We start from the raw sequence: 16,636 nt of genomic DNA on the forward strand, positions 1-16,636 counted from the left end.
TGCTCTGCTCTCTCGTGATCTCCCGAGCTCGGTCACGTGCGCGCCTCCACCGCGGTCGCGACCCGCAGGACCGCGGCCTCCAGCGCGTCCAGCCCGCGCGCGACGTCGGCCTCGCGGACGTCCTCCTCGGGGGCGTGGCTGATCCCGTCGGCGCAGCGGAGGAAGAGCATGCCGACGTCGGTGACCGCCGCGACCGCCATCGCGTCGTGCCCGGCGCGGCTCCACAGCCCCAGGGGATCGGCGGCGCCGGCGTCGTCGGTGGCGCCGATCCCCGCGACGACCGCCTGCTGCAGCCACGGGGCGCAGGGCACGGCAGGGGCGCGGTGGGTCTCGACGACCTCCAGCCCGAGGCCCCGCCGGGCGCAGATCGCGCCGATCTCGGCGTGCAGCACCTCCCACATCCGGTCGCGGTCGGCGTCGGTGGCGGCGCGCAGGTCGAGGGTGAGGTCGGCGCGGCCGGGGACGACGTTCACCGCGCCCGGCCGCACCTCCAGCCGGCCGACGGTGGCGATGCAGTCGCCGGCCCGGGCGATCCGCTCGACGGCGACGACCGCCTCGGCGGCGCCGACGAGGGCGTCCCGGCGCCGCTCGTACGGCGTGCCCCCGGCGTGCCGCGCCTCGCCGAGGACCGACAGCCGGTACCGCCGGGCCCCGGCGATGGCGGTGACGTAGCCCAGCGAGCGGCCGGCGGCCTCCAGGCACGGCCCCTGCTCGATGTGCGCCTCGAGGTAGCCGACCAGCTCGTCCGGTCGGCGAACCGCCTCGCCCACCCGCGCCGGGTCGAGGCCGAAGTCGAGGAAGGCCTGACGCAGCGTCACCCCGCCGGCGTCGCGCAGGTCCCACCAGACGGGGTCCCAGGTGCCGGCGACCGCCTGGCTACCGAGGAGGGCCTTGCCGAAGCGGGCGCCCTCCTCGTCGCCGAACCCGACGACCTCGAGGGCGAACGGGAGGTCGGCGCCGCCCAGCCGCTCCGCCACCGCCACGGCCATGACCACGCCGAGCATGCCGTCGTAGCTCCCGGCGTCCGGGACGGTGTCCAGGTGGGAGCCGAGCACCAGCGCCGGCAGTCCGGGAGAGCGGCCCTCGCGGCGGCCCCACTGGTTGCCCGCCGCATCCTGCCAGGGGGCCAGCCCGGCCGCCGCCATCCAGGAGGCCACGAGCAGGTTGGCTGCCGCGTGCTCCGGGGTGAGGTGGACCCGCTCCAGGTGGTCAGGGCTCGCGGAGAGCCGGTCCAGCTCGGCGCAGCGGGCCAGGACGTCGGCAGCGGTGGTCATCCGGCGTACACCTCGCGCGCGGCGCCGACGCCGCCGCCGGCGGGCACCGCCACCCCGGAGCCGCGCAGCACCTGCTCGAGGGCAGCCAGCGTCGTGAGGACGGCGTCGCGGCGGGCGTTGTAGCCCATCGTGCCGATCCGCCAGACCCGCCCGTGCAGCGGCCCGAACGAGGTGCCGATCTCGATGCCGAAGTCGTCGAGGAGGGCCGCGCGGACGGTGTCCGCGACGACGCCGTCCGGGACGTGGACGGCGACGACGTTGGTCATCTTGTGCGCGGGGTCGCCGAAGACCGTCAGGCCCAGGCCGCGGACGCCGGCGAGCATCGCGCGCCCGTTCAGCTCGTGCCGGGCGGTCGCGGCGTCGAGCCCCTCCTCGACCAGCAGCCGGGCGCACTCGCGGGCGGCGTAGAGCATGGAGCTGGCCTCGGTGTGGTGGTTGAGCCGGCGCGGTCCCCAGTACGCCATGACCTGGGCGAGGTCCAGGTAGTTGCTGGCGATTCGGGTGCCGCGGTCGGTGTCGCCGTCGTCGCGGATGCCGGCCTCCACGTGCGTGCGGGCCTCGATCAGCTCGACCGCCCGCGGCGAGAGGGTGATCGGCGCGCTGCCCGGCGGTCCGCCGAGGCACTTCTGCAGCCCCGCGGTGGCGACGTCGACCCCCCAGGCGTCGGCTTCGAAGGGGTTGCCGCCGAGCGAGGCGGTGGCGTCGCAGTAGAGGAGGACCCCGTGCCGGCGGCAGAGCTCGCCGATGTCGGCCAGGGGCTGGCACATCGTGGTCGACGTGTCGCCCTGGACCAGCGCGAGCAGCTTCGGACGCACCCGGAGAACCGCCTCTTCGACCACCTCCGGCGGGACCACCTGCCCCCATGGCACCTCGACGGTGTGCACCGCGGCACCGCAGCGCTCCGCGATCTCGCGCAGCAGGGCACCGAACCGCCCGAAGACCGGCACGAGCACGCGGTCGCCCGGCTCGAGCAGCGAGACCAGCGCCGCCTCGATGCCGGCGCGGGAGGTGCCGTCGACGAGGAACGTCTGCTCGTTGGCGGTGCGGAACACCTGGCGGTACAGCGCCATCGTCTCGTTCATGGTGGCGGTCATGAACGGATCGAACTGCCCGACCAGCTGGGCCGACATCGCGCGCAGGACCCGGGGGTCGACGGTGACCGGCCCCGGGCCCATGAGCAGCCGTGGCGGGACGTCGAGACCAGCGGTGGCGACCATCAGGCGCTCCTCCTGAGCTGCTGGCCCCACCCGTGGTCGGGCAGGTCGGGGTCGAGCGCGTGGCCGCGCACGAGGGTGCGGGTGACCCGGCCCGGGAAGGTGAGCCCGTCGTAGGCGGAGATGGGGTTGCGATGCGCCAGCCGCTCCGCGGCGACGGCGGTCTCCTGCGCGGTGTCGTAGACCACCAGATCGGCGTCGGCGCCGACCGCGATCCGGCCCTTGGACCGGAACCCGACCAGGTCAGCGGTGTTCCGGGACGTCCAGCGGCTGACCGTCGCCACGTCGATGCCGCGCCGGGCGGCCTCGGCGGCGACGGCGGTGAACCCGACCTGCAACCCCGAGACGCCGCCCCAGGCCTGCTGCAGGTCGCCGCCGCCCCGGGTCTTCTCCTCGGCCGTCGCGGGGGAGTGGTCGCTGACGACGCAGTCGATGACCCCCTCGGCCAGCCCCGCCCACAGCTCGTCGCGGTTGCCGGCGTCACGGATCGGCGGGCAGCACTTGAACTCGGCCGCGGCGTCCGGGATCTGCTCGGCGCTGAGGACCAGGTAGTGCGGGCAGGTCTCGACAGTGACCGCCAGGCCCTCGTCCCGGGCCTCCCGAAGCATGGGGAGCGCCCGGGCGCTGGAGAGGTGCAGCACGTGCACCCGGGCGCCGGTCTCCCGGGCACCGTCGAGCACCTGCCGGATCGCCCCGGTCTCGGCCTCGTCGGGCCGGCTGAGCAGGAAGTCGGCGTACGCCCGGCTCGGGCGGGCAGGTGCGGCGTCCAGGACGGCGGGGTCCTCGGCGTGCACGACGACCAGCCCGCCGAACCCCGCGACGGTCCGCAGCGTGCGGCGGAAGCCGTCAGGATCCAGCGGCGGGAACTCGTCGACGCCGCTGGGGGAGAGGAAGCACTTGAAGCCGAGCACGCCCGCATCCCAGAGCGGTTCCAGGTCGCGCTCGTTGCCCGGCACCGCGCCGCCCCAGAACGCCACGTCGATCGCGAGCCGGCCCCGCGCGGCGTCCTGCTTGCGCCGCAGGTGCTCGACCGTGGTGGTCGGCGGGATCGAGTTCAGCGGCATGTCGACCAGCGTGGTGACGCCGCCCAGCGCGGCGGCCAGCGTCGCCGTCGCGAACCCCTCCCAGTGCGTCCGGCCCGGTTCGTTGACGTGCACGTGCGTGTCCACCGCGCCGGGCAGCAGGTAGGCGGTGTCCGGCACGTCCGGGGGGAGGTCGCCGTCGTAGGGCTCGATCGCCGCGATACGGCCACCGGCGACGCGCACGGTGGCCGGCCGGACGGTGTCGCCGATCAGCACCCGCCGCGCGCGCAGCGTCGAGGTGACGGTCGGAGCAGCGCTCATGCGAAGGCCGGCACGGCGGTCCAGGCGCGGGGCTCCGCGGGGACGCCGGCGCGCTGGAGGGTGGCCTGGATCAGCCCGTAGGGCCGGTCGGCCGCGACGAAGACCTCACCGCCGTTGGCCAGCCCGAACGGGCTCAGGTCGACCTCGAAGTGGTGCTTGTTCGGGCAGCTGATCCGGATCTCGGCGACCTCGGGGACGGCGTCCATCGCCGCCGTGCCCATGGCGTGGATGGTCTGCTGGAGCGCCAGGCTGTGGGTCGCGGCGAAGGCCTCCACGAGCGCGGCGCGGATGGTGGCGTGGGCGGCGTCCCAGTCCGGTGGGGTGCCCGCGTACCGCCACCAGGCGGTGACGCTGGTGGCGAGGATCCGGTCGGTCGTCCCGGCCAGGGTGGTGAACCGGTCGCGCGGGAACCCCGAGAACTCGCTGCCGGTGCTCTTGAGGAGGGTCAGGCCGGTGAGCCCGCCGAGCACGAAAGTCTCGTCGCCGTCGGTCTGCACGACCGCGGTGCGCACCTCGCCACCGCTGCGGGCGAAGGAGTGCCCCGCCCCGGGTGTACCGGCACCGACGCGGTCCCAGGCGTGCTGCTGGACGGTCATCTGCGTGCCGGCCACCCACGGCTGGGCGCGCCAGTGGCCGGCCAGCACGAGCAGGAACGCCTCGGGGGAGGCCACGCCGTGCTCCTTGGCGAGCGCGTAGACGGTGTTCTTCTGCGTGTCCGTGGCGTGCACGTGCGCGTTGTCGCCGTCGGTGTAGGCGGCGTCGAAGTCGCCGCGCAGCTGGGTGGTGACGGTGAGGTCGGCGATGCCGTGCTCCGGCGTCTCCCGCTCGAGCCGGACCAGGCGGACCTCCGCCTTGCCGTACTGGTGCGGGCCCAGCACGTACGAGCTGCCCATCAGGACCCCCGGTAGGTGGTGTAGGAGAAGGGGCTCAAGAGCAGCGCCACGTGGTGGTGCTCGCCGTCGACCATCGCGAAGGTCACCGTCACGGAGGGGTAGAAGGTGGCGCGCCCCTGGCCGGCGAACCAGGCGCCGGTCTCGAACCGCACGGTGTGCACGCCCGCCGGCAGGTCGGCGTCCATCCGGGCACGCCCGTCGTCGTCGGTCCGGCCCGGCTGCGTGCTGCCGTCGGCCAGGGTGAGGAGGAGGTCGATCCCGGCGGCCGGGCGGCCGAGCCCGGCGTCGAGGACGTGCGTGCTGAACGAGCTCACGGGCTCACCAGCACTTCCAGCCGGAGAAGGGCGATCTCGGCCAGCTGGGACCGGGTGACCGCGAGCTCCGTCGCGGGGTCGTTGGCCAGGCGCTGCTCGAGCAGGTCCAGCAGCTCGGGCCCGCCGCGCCCGGCGGCGCGGACGAGGTAGATCCGGCCGAAGCGCTGCTCGTACCGCCGGTTGCCCTCAGCGAGCCGCTGCCGCAGCAGCTCGTCCGCCGGATCGACGCCGGCCTGCTCCCGGGAGGCGAGCGCGGCGGTCGGCCCGCTGCCGGCCGGCCGCTCGCCGATGCGGGGGTGGTCGGCCAGGGCGGCGTCGACCTCGGCGTCGGTCCAGGAGGCGGTCTGCTCCCGGGCGGCGGCGATGAGGGTGTCCACCGAACCGTAGGGGCGCCCGTCCGCGACGGCCGCCGCGAAGGAGGGGATGTCGGCGCAGCGCCGCAGCAGCGTCGCGGCGTCCCCGGCCGCGAGGGAGTCGAACTCGGCGATGCGCACCGGGCGAACGTAGGAAGCCGGCGTTTCAGGCGCGTTGCGTTCGTTTCAGCGTTGTGTGTACTCGACGACCAGGTCGAGCAGGTCGCGGTCGCGCCCCGCTCCGGCCACCAGGCAGACGCCGGCGGGGAGCCCATCGGCGGTGCGGACGGGGATGCTGACGGCGGGCAGCCCGGCGATACCGGCCAGGCAGGTGAGCCGCATGGTGGCGTTGCGGTCCGCGAGGGTGGCGCCGGTCGAGATCGACGGAGCCACCGAGGGCGCGCTCGGCAGGACCAGCACGCGGTCGTCGACCAGGTCCCGCACCCGGACGCGGGCGTCGTCCAGCACCGCGCGCGCCCGCTCTGCGGCGTCGTCGTCGACGCCCGAGGCGGCCTCGAAGCGGGCGCGCACGTCGTCGCCCAGCCCGTCGAGGTTCTCGTCGAGCCACTCGCCGTGCGAGCGCCAGGCCTGGTACGCCTGCCAGGTCTGGAAGGCGGTGCGCCACTCGTCGAGCTCGTCGAGCGGCACGTCGACGTTTCTCGCGCCGGCCGCGGCCGTCCAGGCCCGCACGGCCCCGGCGACGTCGGGCTGCGCACTGCCGAGGAGCTGGTCGTCGACGACGAGTTCGGCGCTGCCGCCCGGGGACCCCGGCGGCAGGAGCACGTCGCCGACCGTGCGCAGCAGCTCCGGCGACCGGGTTAGCCAGCCCACCGCGTCGAAGTCCGGCGCCAGCGGGACCAGGCCGGCCCGGTCGACGGCTCCGTGGGTCGTCCGGATGCCGAAGAGCCCCTGGTAGGCGGCCGGCACGCGGACCGACCCGCCGGTGTCGGTGCCCAGGCCGACGGTGGCGTGGCCGAGGGCGACCGCGCTGGCGCTGCCGCTGGAGGAGCCACCCGGGATGCGGTGCGGGGCCCGGGGGTTCGGTGGGGTGCCGTAGTGCGCGTTCGTGCCGGCGAGGGAGTAGGCGAGCTCGTCGGTGCGGGCGATCCCGCGCACGGCCGCGCCTGCTGTCAGCAGCGTGGCGACGGCGGCCGCGTGCCGGGGTTCCGGGCGGGCGCCCGCCAGCCAGGCGGGGTTGCCGGCACCGACGGGGTGGCCGGCCACCGCGTACAGGTCCTTCACCGCGACGGTCTGCCCGGTCAGCGTGCCCGTGCTCGTCGGCCGGACGAGCGGGTCGCCGACGACGCGCCAGATCCGGGTGTCGAGGGCGGGGGGCGCTACCGAGACGTGCGCGGCGGTGATCTGCCAGCCCCCGTGCTCCGACACACCGGGGAACCTCCGCCACAGCTGGGTCTGCAGTCCGCACCCACCGCGGGCGAGCTCGGTCACCGCTACGACGAGGGCGGAGTCGGCGTCGATCACCTGCACGTGCGTCTCTGCCAGCGTGCGCAGCGGTGCGCCGCCGCGGCGCGCCCGGAAGGCGGCGATCCGGTCGTGCCCGACCAGCACGCCGTCGGCGTCGGCGCGCAGCGTCTCCGGCCCTGGGGCGAACAGCCGGTCGAGGACGGCGACGTCGTCGGCCATGAGCGCGGCCTCGTAGGCGGCGAACGCCTCGAGCAGCCCCGGTGGCATCCCGGCGGCGGTCACGCGAAGTCGGCCTTCCGGATCGTTGCGTGCACACCCTTGACGACGTCGACCACCTGGCTGATCCGGAAGTCGGTCGCGGCGGAGAGATACGCGTAGGCCAGCCGCGGGTCCATCCCGAACCGCGCCTGCAGGAGCGCGATCGCGGCGCGCACGCAGTTCTGCACGGCGGTGTCGAGGTCCTCGTCCAGGCCGGTGGGCACCAGGAAGTCGGTGGTCTCGACGAGCGGGCCGGCCAGCTCACCGAACTGCCCCACCGCCTCCTCCCGCGCGAGGACGTCCAGCCGCAGCGTCGCGCGCAGACTGCCTTCCATGGCGGTCAGGCTCACCTCCCCGTCGCCCTGGGCGAAGTGCGGGTCTCCGACGTAGGCGAGTGCGCCGTCGACCTGGACCGGCAGGTAGAGCGTGCTGCCGGCCGTCAGCAGGGCGATGTCGATGTTGCCGCCGTGCCGGCCGGGCGGCACCGAGTGCGGTCGCTCGCCGCCGGGTACCGCGACGCCCATGATGCCCAGGAAGGGGTGCAGCGGGAACCGCACCCTGCGCTTCCCGCCCGGGGTCAGCGGCAGGGAGGCGTGCGCTCCGTCGGCGTCCACGCCGGCGAAGGCGCTGTAGACGGGCACGTCGTCGCCGGGGTACTCGCCGGGCAGCGCACCCCGGCCGTGGCGGTTGGAGATGACGCCGTAGGGGATCCGCGGCGTGGCGTCGAGGAGGGTGATCGCCAGCAGGTCGCCGACGCGGGCCCCGTCGACGGCGATCGGCCGGGTGACGACGTGCGGCCCGTCGACGCCGAAGCGGTGCGGGTCGTCGCTCTTCGCCAGGGCGATGGCGTCCTCGAGCACCTCGGCGACGCCGTGCCGGCCGAAGTAGGTCACGGGGTCGCGACCCTGGTCCTCCAGGATCCCCTCGTGGCTCACGGTGTCGACGGTGATCTCGGTGCCAGCGGCGACGGTGAGCGCCGGAGAGTCCGCGGCGCAGGGCAGCCGGCCCCACAGCACGGCGTCCGGGGTGGCGGGGAGGTAGGTGTCGGCGGGGATCGGGCCGCTCCCTGGCTGGAGCACTGGGGTGATCACCGGCGGAAAGCTACGGATCCGACGTTTCGGCCGTGTTCCGCGCCCCGACCTCCATCCCGGTGCACGGCTCCGCGGGGCCGGCATGCGACGAGGACCACACCCGGCCGAGCGCGTGATCCCGGCGGGAAATGTCCGCGCTACGACTGCGCAACAAGCGCCCACGAGCATCGGGCCCATGCCAACTGCGTCGCCGCCCTCGTCCCTCCTGCGCCGATCCGTCAGCGCGCTCGCGCCACTCGCCCTGGTGGCGGCGGTGGCCGGTTGCACGTCGACGGGCGCCAGCACGGACGACGGCGGGGGAGCCCAGGTCGTCACGGTCGGGACCTTGCGGGGCCAGCCGCACTTCTACGCGCCGTACCTCTACGAGGAGCACGCCGAGGGCGATGTCGAGTTCGAGGTGGTCGCGCTCGAGACGGCACCGGCACTCAACGACGCGCTCGCCAGCGGGTCGGTGGACTTCGCCGTCGGCAGCATCACGGCGTCGATCGCCGGCGCCGCGGCCGGCCGTGACGTGCGGATCGTCGCCGCCGCTGCAGACGGCGGCAGCGGCATCATCGGCACCCCGGAGATCGAGTCCGTGCGCGATCTGGTCGGCAAGCGGATGGGCTACCTCGAGTCCAGCTCCCAGCTGGTCGCGCTGCGGCTGGTCCTCGAGCGCGAGGGCGTGGACGTCGAGGACGTGGAGCTGGTGTCCCTCAGCGCGCCGGAGTTCTACAACGCCTTCAGCACCGGCCAGATCGATGCCTTCGCGGCACCCGAGATCGGCGTGTCCCTCGCGCTCGGCGCCGGCGGTCACGTGATCGCCGACCCGTACTCGACCGAGATCGGCCGGCTCAACATCGCCCTGCTCACCACCGGCGGGATGATCGAGGAGAACCCTGACCTCGTGCAGGCCGTGGTGGACACCCACGCCGCAACCACCGCCTACATGGTCGGGAACCAGGACGAGTGGCTGCCGGAGATGATCGAGGAGTACGGCGGCGACCAGGCGGTTCTCGAGAGCGCGCTGGAGAACTTCTGGCTCCGCGCGGACCTCTCGCCGACCTACGAGGAGCAGATCGGCAACCTCGCCGCGCAGATGGCTCGCCTCGGGATGATCGCGGAGGCCCCGGCGCTCGAGGACGTCGTGGACGCGTCCTTCGCGTCCCGCGACGAGCCCGCAGGGTCGTGACGACCCCGACGACCGGACGGTCGGCCGCGGCCGGCCGGGCGGCACTGGGCTTCGGCGTCCTCATCGGCATCGTCGGCCTCTGGCACCTCGGCGTCCGCGGTCAGTGGGTGCTCGTCTTCGACATCAAGATGGGGTTCCTGCCCGAGCCGGCCCAGGTCGCCCGCATGCTGTGGGACTTCGCTTTCGGCGGATTGCTCGGCGACGCCTTCAGCGGCACCATGTGGCGCCACCTGTGGGCGAGCACCGGCCGGGTCGTCGCCGGGTTCGGCCTGGCCGCCGCGCTCGCGATCCCACTCGGCGTGCTGATGGGCCGCTACCGGTTGGTCAACGCGGCCCTCGACCCGGCGGTGAACCTCTTCCGCCCCATCCCGGCGACCGCCTGGGTTCCTCTCGTCCTGCTCATCATCGGGTTCGGGAGCCAGGCGACGGTCTTCCTGATCACGCTGTCGGCGTTCTTCCCGATACTCCTCAACACCGTGGGAGCGGTCCGCGAGGTGCCGCCCCGTCTGCTCGAGGCGGCGCAGATGCTCGGCACCTCGCGCGTCAACGTGCTGCTCAAGGTGGTCGTCCCCGCCGCCACTCCGGGCATCGTCAGCGGTCTGCGGATCGGCCTGGGCCTCGCCTGGGTGATCCTCGTGCTCGGCGAGAGCAACGGCATCGAGTGGGGGCTGGGCAGCATGATCACCCTGGCCCGTGAGCAGGTCCGCACCGACCGCGTCGTCGTCGGGATGATCGTGATCGGGTTGGCCGGCTTCCTGTCCGACCGCATCCTGCTGCACGGCCTGCGCGGGATCTTCCGACGCCGCCCCCTGGTGAGGTCCACATGAGCGTGTCCGACCTGTCCCGTCTCACCCGGCACACCGACGGTGGCCGGGTGCTCGTCGACGACCTCGGGAAGCGCTACGGCGGTGCCGCGGGCGTGGACGCCGTCGCCGGGGTCTCCCTCGACATCGCGCCAGGGGAGTTCGTCGCCGTCGTCGGCGCGAGCGGCTGCGGGAAGAGCACCCTGCTGCGCATCCTCGCCGGCTTCGAGGCCCCCACCCGGGGGCGGGTCGAGGTGGGCGGCCGGCCGGTCACGCGCCCCGGTCCGGACCGGGGGGTCGTCTTCCAGGACTACGGGCTGTTCCCCTGGCTCACCGTGGCCGAGAACGTCCGGTTCGGGCTGCGGCAGCGGGGGATGCCCCGCCGCCGGGCGGGGCAGATCGCCGATGCGTTCATCGAGGTCGTGGGTCTGACGCGCTTCGCCGACCGGTTCCCGGGGGAGCTCTCGGGCGGGATGCAGCAGCGCGTGGCGATCGCGCGGGTGCTCGCCAACGACCCGGCTGTGCTGCTGATGGACGAGCCGTTCGGTGCCCTCGACGCGCTCACGAGGACGCAGATGCAGCACGAGTTGCGCCGGCTCTACCGCGAGGCCGGCACCACCGTCGTCTTCGTGACCCACTCCATCGAGGAGGCGGTGTACCTGGCCGATCGGGTCGTGGTGATGACCGGCGGCGCCGCCAAGGGTGTGCCCGGCCACATCACCGAGATCTTCCCGGTGCAGCTGGGGGACGACCGGGACGTGAACGCGGTCGACTTCAACGCCCTCGAGCGTGAGATCTCCCAACGGGTCCACGCCGGCTGAACGATCGAGTTCTCGCGCTCGGTCCTCGCCCGGAGTGCCATCGCGCTGGTGTCCGCGGGGCGACACCTGCATACGCACACGCCTACCGTTGTTCGCCTGACCACTCGGTCCTCCGGTCAGCCGTAGACGTCAGCTCGGTGAGAGATTCGCACGACTCGCACGAGGACCTCGTCGTCGTGAATGGAGTAGATGACGCGGTACTGGCCCCGCCGCGCCGACCAGTAGCCCTCGAGCTGAAAGCGCAGCTGGTTGCCAACGCGGTAAGGGTCCTGGGCGAGCGGGCCGAAGAGGAAGTCCACGACGGCCGCCGCTATCGCTTCCGGGAGGTCTTGTTCGATCGCGCGCTTGGCCCCGGGAGACAGCAGGACGGTGTACCGATCTGCCGTCACCGACGGCGGCCGACCAACGCCGCCCGGATCTGGTCCTCGCCGTAGACCTCGCCCTGGGCCATCTGCTGCTCCGCCTCGCGGACGTCGGCAACCGCGTGCCGATCCGAGAGGACCTCCAAGGTCTCCATCATCGACTCGTAGTCCTCGAGGGCGAGGATGACCGCAACTGGGCTGCCGTTCTTGGTCACGGTCACTCGCTCATGAGTGCCGGCGACGTCGTCGATCACCTGGCTGAAGTGGGCTTTGACGGCCGCGAGCGACTGGGTCGACATGACCATTATCTTGGTCACGCAGCCACGTCCGGTCAAGCAGGTCCTGCAGTGACTGGACGGCCACCCGCCGGGGACCGAATCGTGCGGCCGGAGGTTCGATCACAGGAGTGAGCCATCCGCCGGCCGCCACGTGAAGGCTCCACGTGCCTGCGCGAGGTTCCTGCATCGCGGTTGAGAGGGCCTGCGCCCACGCGCGGTCCTCCTCGTCGATCGTGGCTCTCCCGGGCCGGGAGAGCGCGAACGCGAAGTGGCAGTCGGCGGCCTGAGGGCGCTCCGCGAATGTGCCGTGGATCTGCGGGATAGCTTGGATCACCCTCGGTGGGGGAGTGGCGGAACGCCGTCGAGCGACAGGACCCGGGCGAGCACGTGCCCTCGATAGTCCAGCCACATCATGGACAGTCGCCGCGCCTCGACGTGAAATTCGGACACGACCTCGGCCCACCAGACGCTCAGCTCTGCGGCCGACGTGATGGGCGTGGACGAGCGTGGTGTCGATGGCATAGTCGCACCGTCGCCCGAGACGGGGACGGTAGGAGCACCTACGCCTGAGGCATATCTCTGCGCCGAGCGCGATCAGCGGAAGCTGGCTCCGGTTATCCGAGCGCGGAAGAACTCGCCCTCGGACTCCCGCTCGGTGCCCCACCACCACCCGGCACGCAGGGCCGAGCCGATGGTCACCCCGGCGAAGGTCTCCTCATCCTCGATGGCGACACCGAACGGGTACCGGCCGAAGGGCGCGCCGTTGGGGTTGCCCCACCGCTGCATGACCACCTCGAGCAGTCGTCCGCCTGGGCCGACTCGGAACTCGGCGCTCTCCTCGTCACCGTCGATACACCAGGTGACCAGGGCACGGTCCTCGGCGGATCCGGGAGTCCAGGCGGCAGCGCGGAAGCTGGTCGGCACGAGCGCCATCTCACCCGCGAGCCGCCCGGCGGCGCTGCGGGTGACGTCAGGTCCCGTGGCGGTCATGACGGGGATCAGGCCGCCCAGCCGCCAGTTCATCTGCCCTGAGCCGGAGCTGTACCGGTCGAAGCCCCCCACCGGCAGCCCGAAGATGTGGGTGGTGGCCGCCCAAACGAAGCCGCGTGGCGGGGCGAGAACCTGATGGGCGGTGAAAGACCTCCACGAGCCCAGGCGGATCTCGCCGCTCATGGTCAGGACCACCGACTGCCACAGGGGCGTCCCCGGGGCGATGGCGTGCCTCAGCCAGCGGCGCGCCGGCTCCGGCAGGTCAGCGACCATGGACTCGTCGAACGGCTCCGGAGACCCGCTGGCGCTGGCCAGTTGCTCCCAGTCACGCCGGACGGCGCGAGCGGCCCGCGGCACGGGTACGTCCTCCATCGGGCTCCTCCTTCCTGGCGCAACCGGCAGCTGACGCACCCTGGTCCGCGGCCGGCTGCCTACTCCCGACGTTACCGGCGGGCTCGGCCTGGCACGCTCGTCCGGTGTCGCCGTCAACGGCGGCGATCGTGGCAAAGGTCGCGGCGGGACGGGACCTCCGGCCCGCGACGGCGGTGCGGCACGCCGCGCACCATCCGCGTAATGCTTGCAGCAGCTGCCGGTGCGGGCGTGCAGGCGACACTCCACGCCCCGTTCTGGCATCGGCGGCCCTCGAGCCGTCGGCCGGCCGGACGCGTGCCCATCGTCCCCCGACCGAGGAGGCCCTCGTGTGGCTCCGCAACCGCGTGATCAACCCCGTCGTCCGCGCCCTCGGGCATAGCAGGGCCCACCGCCTCCTCGGGTCCCATCTGGTGTTGCTGGGCTACACCGGGCGCCGGACCGGCCGTGCGTACGAGCTTCCGGTCATGGCTGCTCCGGCCGGTGCCCACCTCGTGGTCGTTGCCGGGCAACACGAGGCCAAGACGTGGTGGCGGAACTTCACGACGGCGCCGCAGGACGTCACGGTTCGGTCCCGCGGGCGTCGGCTGCATCGGAGCGCTCGACGGCTCGCGCCCGGCGATTCCGGCTATGGGGACGCGGTGGCGTCCTACCGTCGGGCGTTCCCGCAGCTCGCCGTCGAGCCGGAGGTGCCCGTGCTGCTGCTCGTCGCCGACGGCGACCGAGACGATGAACGAGCCTGAGGCCAGCTGCAAGCGTGCCGGCGGTTCCAGTACAAGGGCGGCGGGAAGAACGTCGGCACCAGGGCCATCTCACCGGTCATGACCGCCCGCCGGAACGGGGCTGCCAGCGGAACGACCGGACCGCGACTGCGGCGGCCACCACGCCCCAGGCCGCGAGCACTGACAGATCGCTCCCGGAGAGCTCGGCACCGGCCGGGTTCCACGCCTGTGTCAGGGCGTTCTGGAAGTGCAGGAGGGGGAAGAGGGTGCCCACCGCGCGCATCCACTCCGGTCCGTCGAGGAAGAAGACCTCGGAGAAGAACGCCAGCGGCAGGAGCACGACCAGGCCGACGGCACCCACCGCCCGAGCATCGGGGAGCAGCGCCGCCAGTACGAAGCCGCACGCGGCCAGGGTGAGTGTCCCGACCACCAGTACCGGCAGCCCCATCAGCAGTCCGGCCGCCGACACGCGCACGTCGAAGAAGGCCGCGCCGACGGCGAGTACCAGCGCCGCGACGACGAGGGAGAGCCAGAGCGCGGCGGTGATGCGGCCGGCGAGGTACTGCCACGGGGCCAGCGGTGTGCCCCTTAGCCGCTTGAGGATGCCGCGGTCCCGGGCCGTGGCCACCGACTCGGGCAGGTTGAGAAAGGCGGTGACTCCGCTGCCCCAGACCGCCATGCTGGCGGCGAACACCGTGGGGAAGGGCACTCCGTCGATCACGGTGTCAACGCCCGCCATCGCGACGAACAGGGCGTAGAGCCCCACAGGCATGGCCAAGGCGAAGAAGGCCGAGCCACCGTCGCGCCAGGTGGACCGGCTGGCCGCCAGCGCCTGGGCGAGCACCAGGCCTGCCGAGCCCGGCCGCCGCCCGGTCGCCGTGTCCGTGCTCAGGTGCGACACCATCCGCCGTTCGGCCGGAGCGTGCGCCGGGCGGGCGGCCGGGGTGCCCCGCGTGCCTGGTTCCCGGCCGAGCAAGCGAGCGGCGACGACGGCGCCGGCCAGTCCCCAGGCCAGCAGGACGGCCGACGCGGCCGCGTCCCAGCCAGCACCGGGGGAGAAGGGATCGAACTGGTCCCGGAGCGCCTCGGCGAAGGGCCGGACGGGGAAGACGCCGCCCACGGTGGACATCCAGGGCAGTTCACCGCCGATGGTGAACACGCCAGAGACGAATGCGAGGACGACGGCGCTGCTCACCGAGGCCGCCTGGGCGAAGGCAGCGGTCGGGGACAGCGCCGCCACTGCCAGCCCGAGGGCCGCGAAACAGGCGATCCCGAGCACCACGGTGACCATGGTGGCCGGTGCCGTGCGGCCGATGACCTGCACGCCGAAGCCGAGGACTCCGACCACGACGGCGAGGAAGGTCGCTGCGGATGCGAACACCACCGCCCCGCCGATCCGGCCGGCCACGTACAGCCACGGTGGTAGCGGGGTGCCGCGGAACCGCTTCACGACGCCACGCTCGCGTGCCTCGGCCAGCCCGATGGCCACCGGTGGGTAGGACGCGAACAGCACACCCATGGCGACCGCGCTCGGCGTCGCGAACTGCATCACGCGCAGGCCGGTCGCCTCGTCCACGACGTCGTTGCCGGCGGCAGCGCCGATGACGAGCAGCCACACCAGCGGCAGGGCGAAGCTGAAGACGAGCACCACCCGGGAGCGCCACAAGTCGGTCAGCGTGTACCGGAGCTGAGCCAGCAGGAGCTTGCCGGTCCCCGGCCGTTCCGCCGGACGGCTGCCGGTAGCAGCCGCGGATCGGCTCATCGCCCGCTGCGGACCGAGTCGCCCGCCGAGGCAGGGGTGGCGGCCGACTCGTCGTCCCCGGTCGGTCCACCGACCAGTCGCAGGTAGACGTCCTCCAGGGAGGGGCGGCGCACCGACAGCGCCGGCATCTCCAATCCCTTCTCGAGCGCCCAGCCGGTCAACGTGTGCAGTACCGCGGTGGGTCGCGCCGTGGTCAGCTCCCATGCAAGACCGTCGGCGACCGGGACCCCGTCCAGCGCCGGCAGGTCGGAGACGGCGACCTGCGCCGGCAGGCGAAAGCTGACCACCGCGTCCTGCTGCCCGGCAGCGAGCTCAGCGGGGGTGCCCAGGGCGACCAGCCGGCCGGCGACGACGATCGCCACCCGGTCGGCGAGATGCTCGGCCTCGTCCATGTAGTGGGTGGTGAGCACCACGGTCGTGCCCAGGGTGCGCAGCCCTTCCACCAGATCCCAGGCGCGACGACGAGCGGACGGGTCGAAACCCGTGGTGGGCTCGTCGAGGAACAACAGCTCGGGTGCCCCCACCAGACCGAGCGCAAGATCCAGCCGTCGTCGCTGACCACCGGACAGCGTCTTGATCCGGGCGTCCCGCTTGTCGGAGAGGCCCACCTGGTCGATCACCTCGTCCACCCCGAGGCTGCGGGGGTAGAGACCACGGTGCAGCCGGACCAGCTCCCGGACGGAGAAGTCCTCGTCGAACCCGGCCTCCTGGAGCACGATCCCGATCCGCTCGCGGAACTCCCGCCCCCCCGTCTGCGGGTCCTGCCCCAGCACGCGGACCCGGCCGGTGGTCCGCCGACGGTGGCCCTCCAGAATCTCGACGGTCGTGGTCTTACCTGCGCCGTTGGGCCCCAGCAGCGCGAAGACCTCGCCCTCCTCGATGGTGAACGACAGGTCGTCCACCGCCGCCACCTGTCCGTACTCCTTGCGCAACTGCTCCACCTCGACGGCGGTCATCGGCACCTCCCCGGGCCCACGTCTCCGGTCGGGAGGCATGGGTGCGTTCGGTGGCCACCGAGGCACCACGTCGAACGCGTCCACCCCCGGTGGTCGGTTACGACGACTGCTCTGTCCGGCACGGTCCCCACGCTCGCCTCGACGCCATGGAGGAGGCAGGGGCGAGGGACCTCGCCGGCCAAGGACGTACGGCCGTCGTCAGGACGGATCCGCCGTCCGTACCCGGCAGCCCGCAGC

At 73.3% G+C, this 16,636-nt stretch carries 17 protein-coding genes; 4 read left to right on the top strand and 13 right to left on the bottom strand.

Going from position 1 to position 16,636, the window contains the following annotated elements; genetic code table 11:
• Positions 1-32 precede the first annotated feature (32 nt).
• From O2W17_RS19605 to O2W17_RS19640, 8 genes are read right to left on the bottom strand one after another with little or no spacing between them, the layout of a single operon-like run.
• Complete coding sequence (locus O2W17_RS19605; protein ID WP_269194135.1) at positions 33-1,274, bottom strand: allantoate amidohydrolase; 1,242 nt, start codon at positions 1,272-1,274, stop codon at positions 33-35.
• Entirely contained in the window at positions 1,271-2,491 is a 1,221-nt protein-coding gene (locus tag O2W17_RS19610; RefSeq protein ID WP_269194136.1) for a pyridoxal-phosphate-dependent aminotransferase family protein, read from the bottom strand. The genes O2W17_RS19605 and O2W17_RS19610 overlap by 4 nt, the downstream gene beginning before the upstream one ends.
• Positions 2,491-3,831: an allantoinase AllB gene (gene allB / locus O2W17_RS19615; RefSeq protein ID WP_269194137.1), complete on the bottom strand. Its 1,341-nt coding sequence runs from the start codon at positions 3,829-3,831 to the stop codon at positions 2,491-2,493. Before allB ends, O2W17_RS19610 begins: the two co-directional genes overlap by 1 nt.
• Positions 3,828-4,724 carry a factor-independent urate hydroxylase gene (pucL, locus tag O2W17_RS19620; protein ID WP_269194138.1) on the bottom strand — a complete coding sequence of 299 codons (897 nt, stop codon included), beginning with the start codon at positions 4,722-4,724 and terminating at the stop codon, positions 3,828-3,830. Before pucL ends, allB begins: the two co-directional genes overlap by 4 nt.
• Entirely contained in the window at positions 4,724-5,038 is a 315-nt protein-coding gene (uraH, locus tag O2W17_RS19625) for a hydroxyisourate hydrolase (protein ID WP_269194139.1), read from the bottom strand. Before uraH ends, pucL begins: the two co-directional genes overlap by 1 nt.
• Entirely contained in the window at positions 5,035-5,532 is a 498-nt protein-coding gene (uraD, locus tag O2W17_RS19630) for a 2-oxo-4-hydroxy-4-carboxy-5-ureidoimidazoline decarboxylase (protein WP_269194140.1), read from the bottom strand. The genes uraH and uraD overlap by 4 nt, the downstream gene beginning before the upstream one ends.
• A 45-nt stretch (positions 5,533-5,577) precedes the next feature.
• Positions 5,578-7,098: an AtzH-like domain-containing protein gene (locus O2W17_RS19635; RefSeq protein WP_269194141.1), complete on the bottom strand. Its 1,521-nt coding sequence runs from the start codon at positions 7,096-7,098 to the stop codon at positions 5,578-5,580.
• Positions 7,095-8,165: an acetamidase/formamidase family protein gene (locus tag O2W17_RS19640; RefSeq protein WP_269194142.1), complete on the bottom strand. Its 1,071-nt coding sequence runs from the start codon at positions 8,163-8,165 to the stop codon at positions 7,095-7,097. Before O2W17_RS19640 ends, O2W17_RS19635 begins: the two co-directional genes overlap by 4 nt.
• A 175-nt stretch (positions 8,166-8,340) precedes the next feature.
• Here O2W17_RS19640 and O2W17_RS19645 point away from each other — a divergent pair, with 175 nt between their 5' ends.
• Genes O2W17_RS19645 through O2W17_RS19655 form a run of 3 tightly spaced genes read left to right on the top strand, consistent with a single transcriptional unit; the run spans position 8,341 to position 10,960 of the window.
• Positions 8,341-9,336, top strand: a complete 996-nt coding sequence (locus tag O2W17_RS19645) for an ABC transporter substrate-binding protein (protein ID WP_269194143.1) — start codon at positions 8,341-8,343, stop codon at positions 9,334-9,336.
• Positions 9,333-10,163 carry an ABC transporter permease gene (locus O2W17_RS19650; RefSeq protein WP_269194144.1) on the top strand — a complete coding sequence of 277 codons (831 nt, stop codon included), beginning with the start codon at positions 9,333-9,335 and terminating at the stop codon, positions 10,161-10,163. Before O2W17_RS19645 ends, O2W17_RS19650 begins: the two co-directional genes overlap by 4 nt.
• On the top strand, positions 10,160-10,960 hold the full coding sequence (locus O2W17_RS19655; RefSeq protein WP_269194145.1) for an ABC transporter ATP-binding protein: 801 nt from the start codon (positions 10,160-10,162) through the stop codon (positions 10,958-10,960). The genes O2W17_RS19650 and O2W17_RS19655 overlap by 4 nt, the downstream gene beginning before the upstream one ends.
• A gap of 116 nt (positions 10,961-11,076) precedes the next feature.
• Here O2W17_RS19655 and O2W17_RS19660 read toward each other — a convergent pair whose 3' ends face one another.
• The 3 genes from O2W17_RS19660 to O2W17_RS19670 form a co-directional block, all read right to left on the bottom strand.
• Positions 11,077-11,349, bottom strand: a complete 273-nt coding sequence (locus O2W17_RS19660) for a type II toxin-antitoxin system RelE family toxin (RefSeq protein ID WP_269194146.1) — start codon at positions 11,347-11,349, stop codon at positions 11,077-11,079.
• The gene (locus O2W17_RS19665) at positions 11,346-11,639 is read right to left on the bottom strand and encodes a type II toxin-antitoxin system Phd/YefM family antitoxin (RefSeq protein WP_269194147.1); all 294 of its coding nucleotides are present in this window, start codon (positions 11,637-11,639) and stop codon (positions 11,346-11,348) included. The genes O2W17_RS19660 and O2W17_RS19665 overlap by 4 nt, the downstream gene beginning before the upstream one ends.
• A gap of 555 nt (positions 11,640-12,194) precedes the next feature.
• Positions 12,195-12,962 carry a DUF6544 family protein gene (locus O2W17_RS19670; protein WP_269194148.1) on the bottom strand — a complete coding sequence of 256 codons (768 nt, stop codon included), beginning with the start codon at positions 12,960-12,962 and terminating at the stop codon, positions 12,195-12,197.
• Positions 12,963-13,288: 326 nt separating this feature from the next.
• Here O2W17_RS19670 and O2W17_RS19675 point away from each other — a divergent pair, with 326 nt between their 5' ends.
• Positions 13,289-13,702: a nitroreductase/quinone reductase family protein gene (locus O2W17_RS19675; protein ID WP_269194149.1), complete on the top strand. Its 414-nt coding sequence runs from the start codon at positions 13,289-13,291 to the stop codon at positions 13,700-13,702.
• 76 nt (positions 13,703-13,778) lie between these two features.
• Here the strand turns inward: O2W17_RS19675 and O2W17_RS19680 are convergent, their stop codons facing one another.
• Both O2W17_RS19680 and O2W17_RS19685 read right to left on the bottom strand, forming a co-directional pair.
• On the bottom strand, positions 13,779-15,443 hold the full coding sequence (locus tag O2W17_RS19680) for an ABC transporter permease (RefSeq protein WP_269194150.1): 1,665 nt from the start codon (positions 15,441-15,443) through the stop codon (positions 13,779-13,781).
• A complete protein-coding gene (locus tag O2W17_RS19685; protein WP_269194151.1) occupies positions 15,440-16,399 on the bottom strand; it encodes an ABC transporter ATP-binding protein in 960 nt (319 codons plus the stop codon). The genes O2W17_RS19680 and O2W17_RS19685 overlap by 4 nt, the downstream gene beginning before the upstream one ends.
• Positions 16,400-16,636: the final 237 nt, after the last annotated feature.

It is taken from the genome of Blastococcus sp. VKM Ac-2987 (assembly GCF_026967805.1).
Taxonomy (GTDB): Bacteria; Actinomycetota; Actinomycetes; order Mycobacteriales; family Geodermatophilaceae; genus Blastococcus.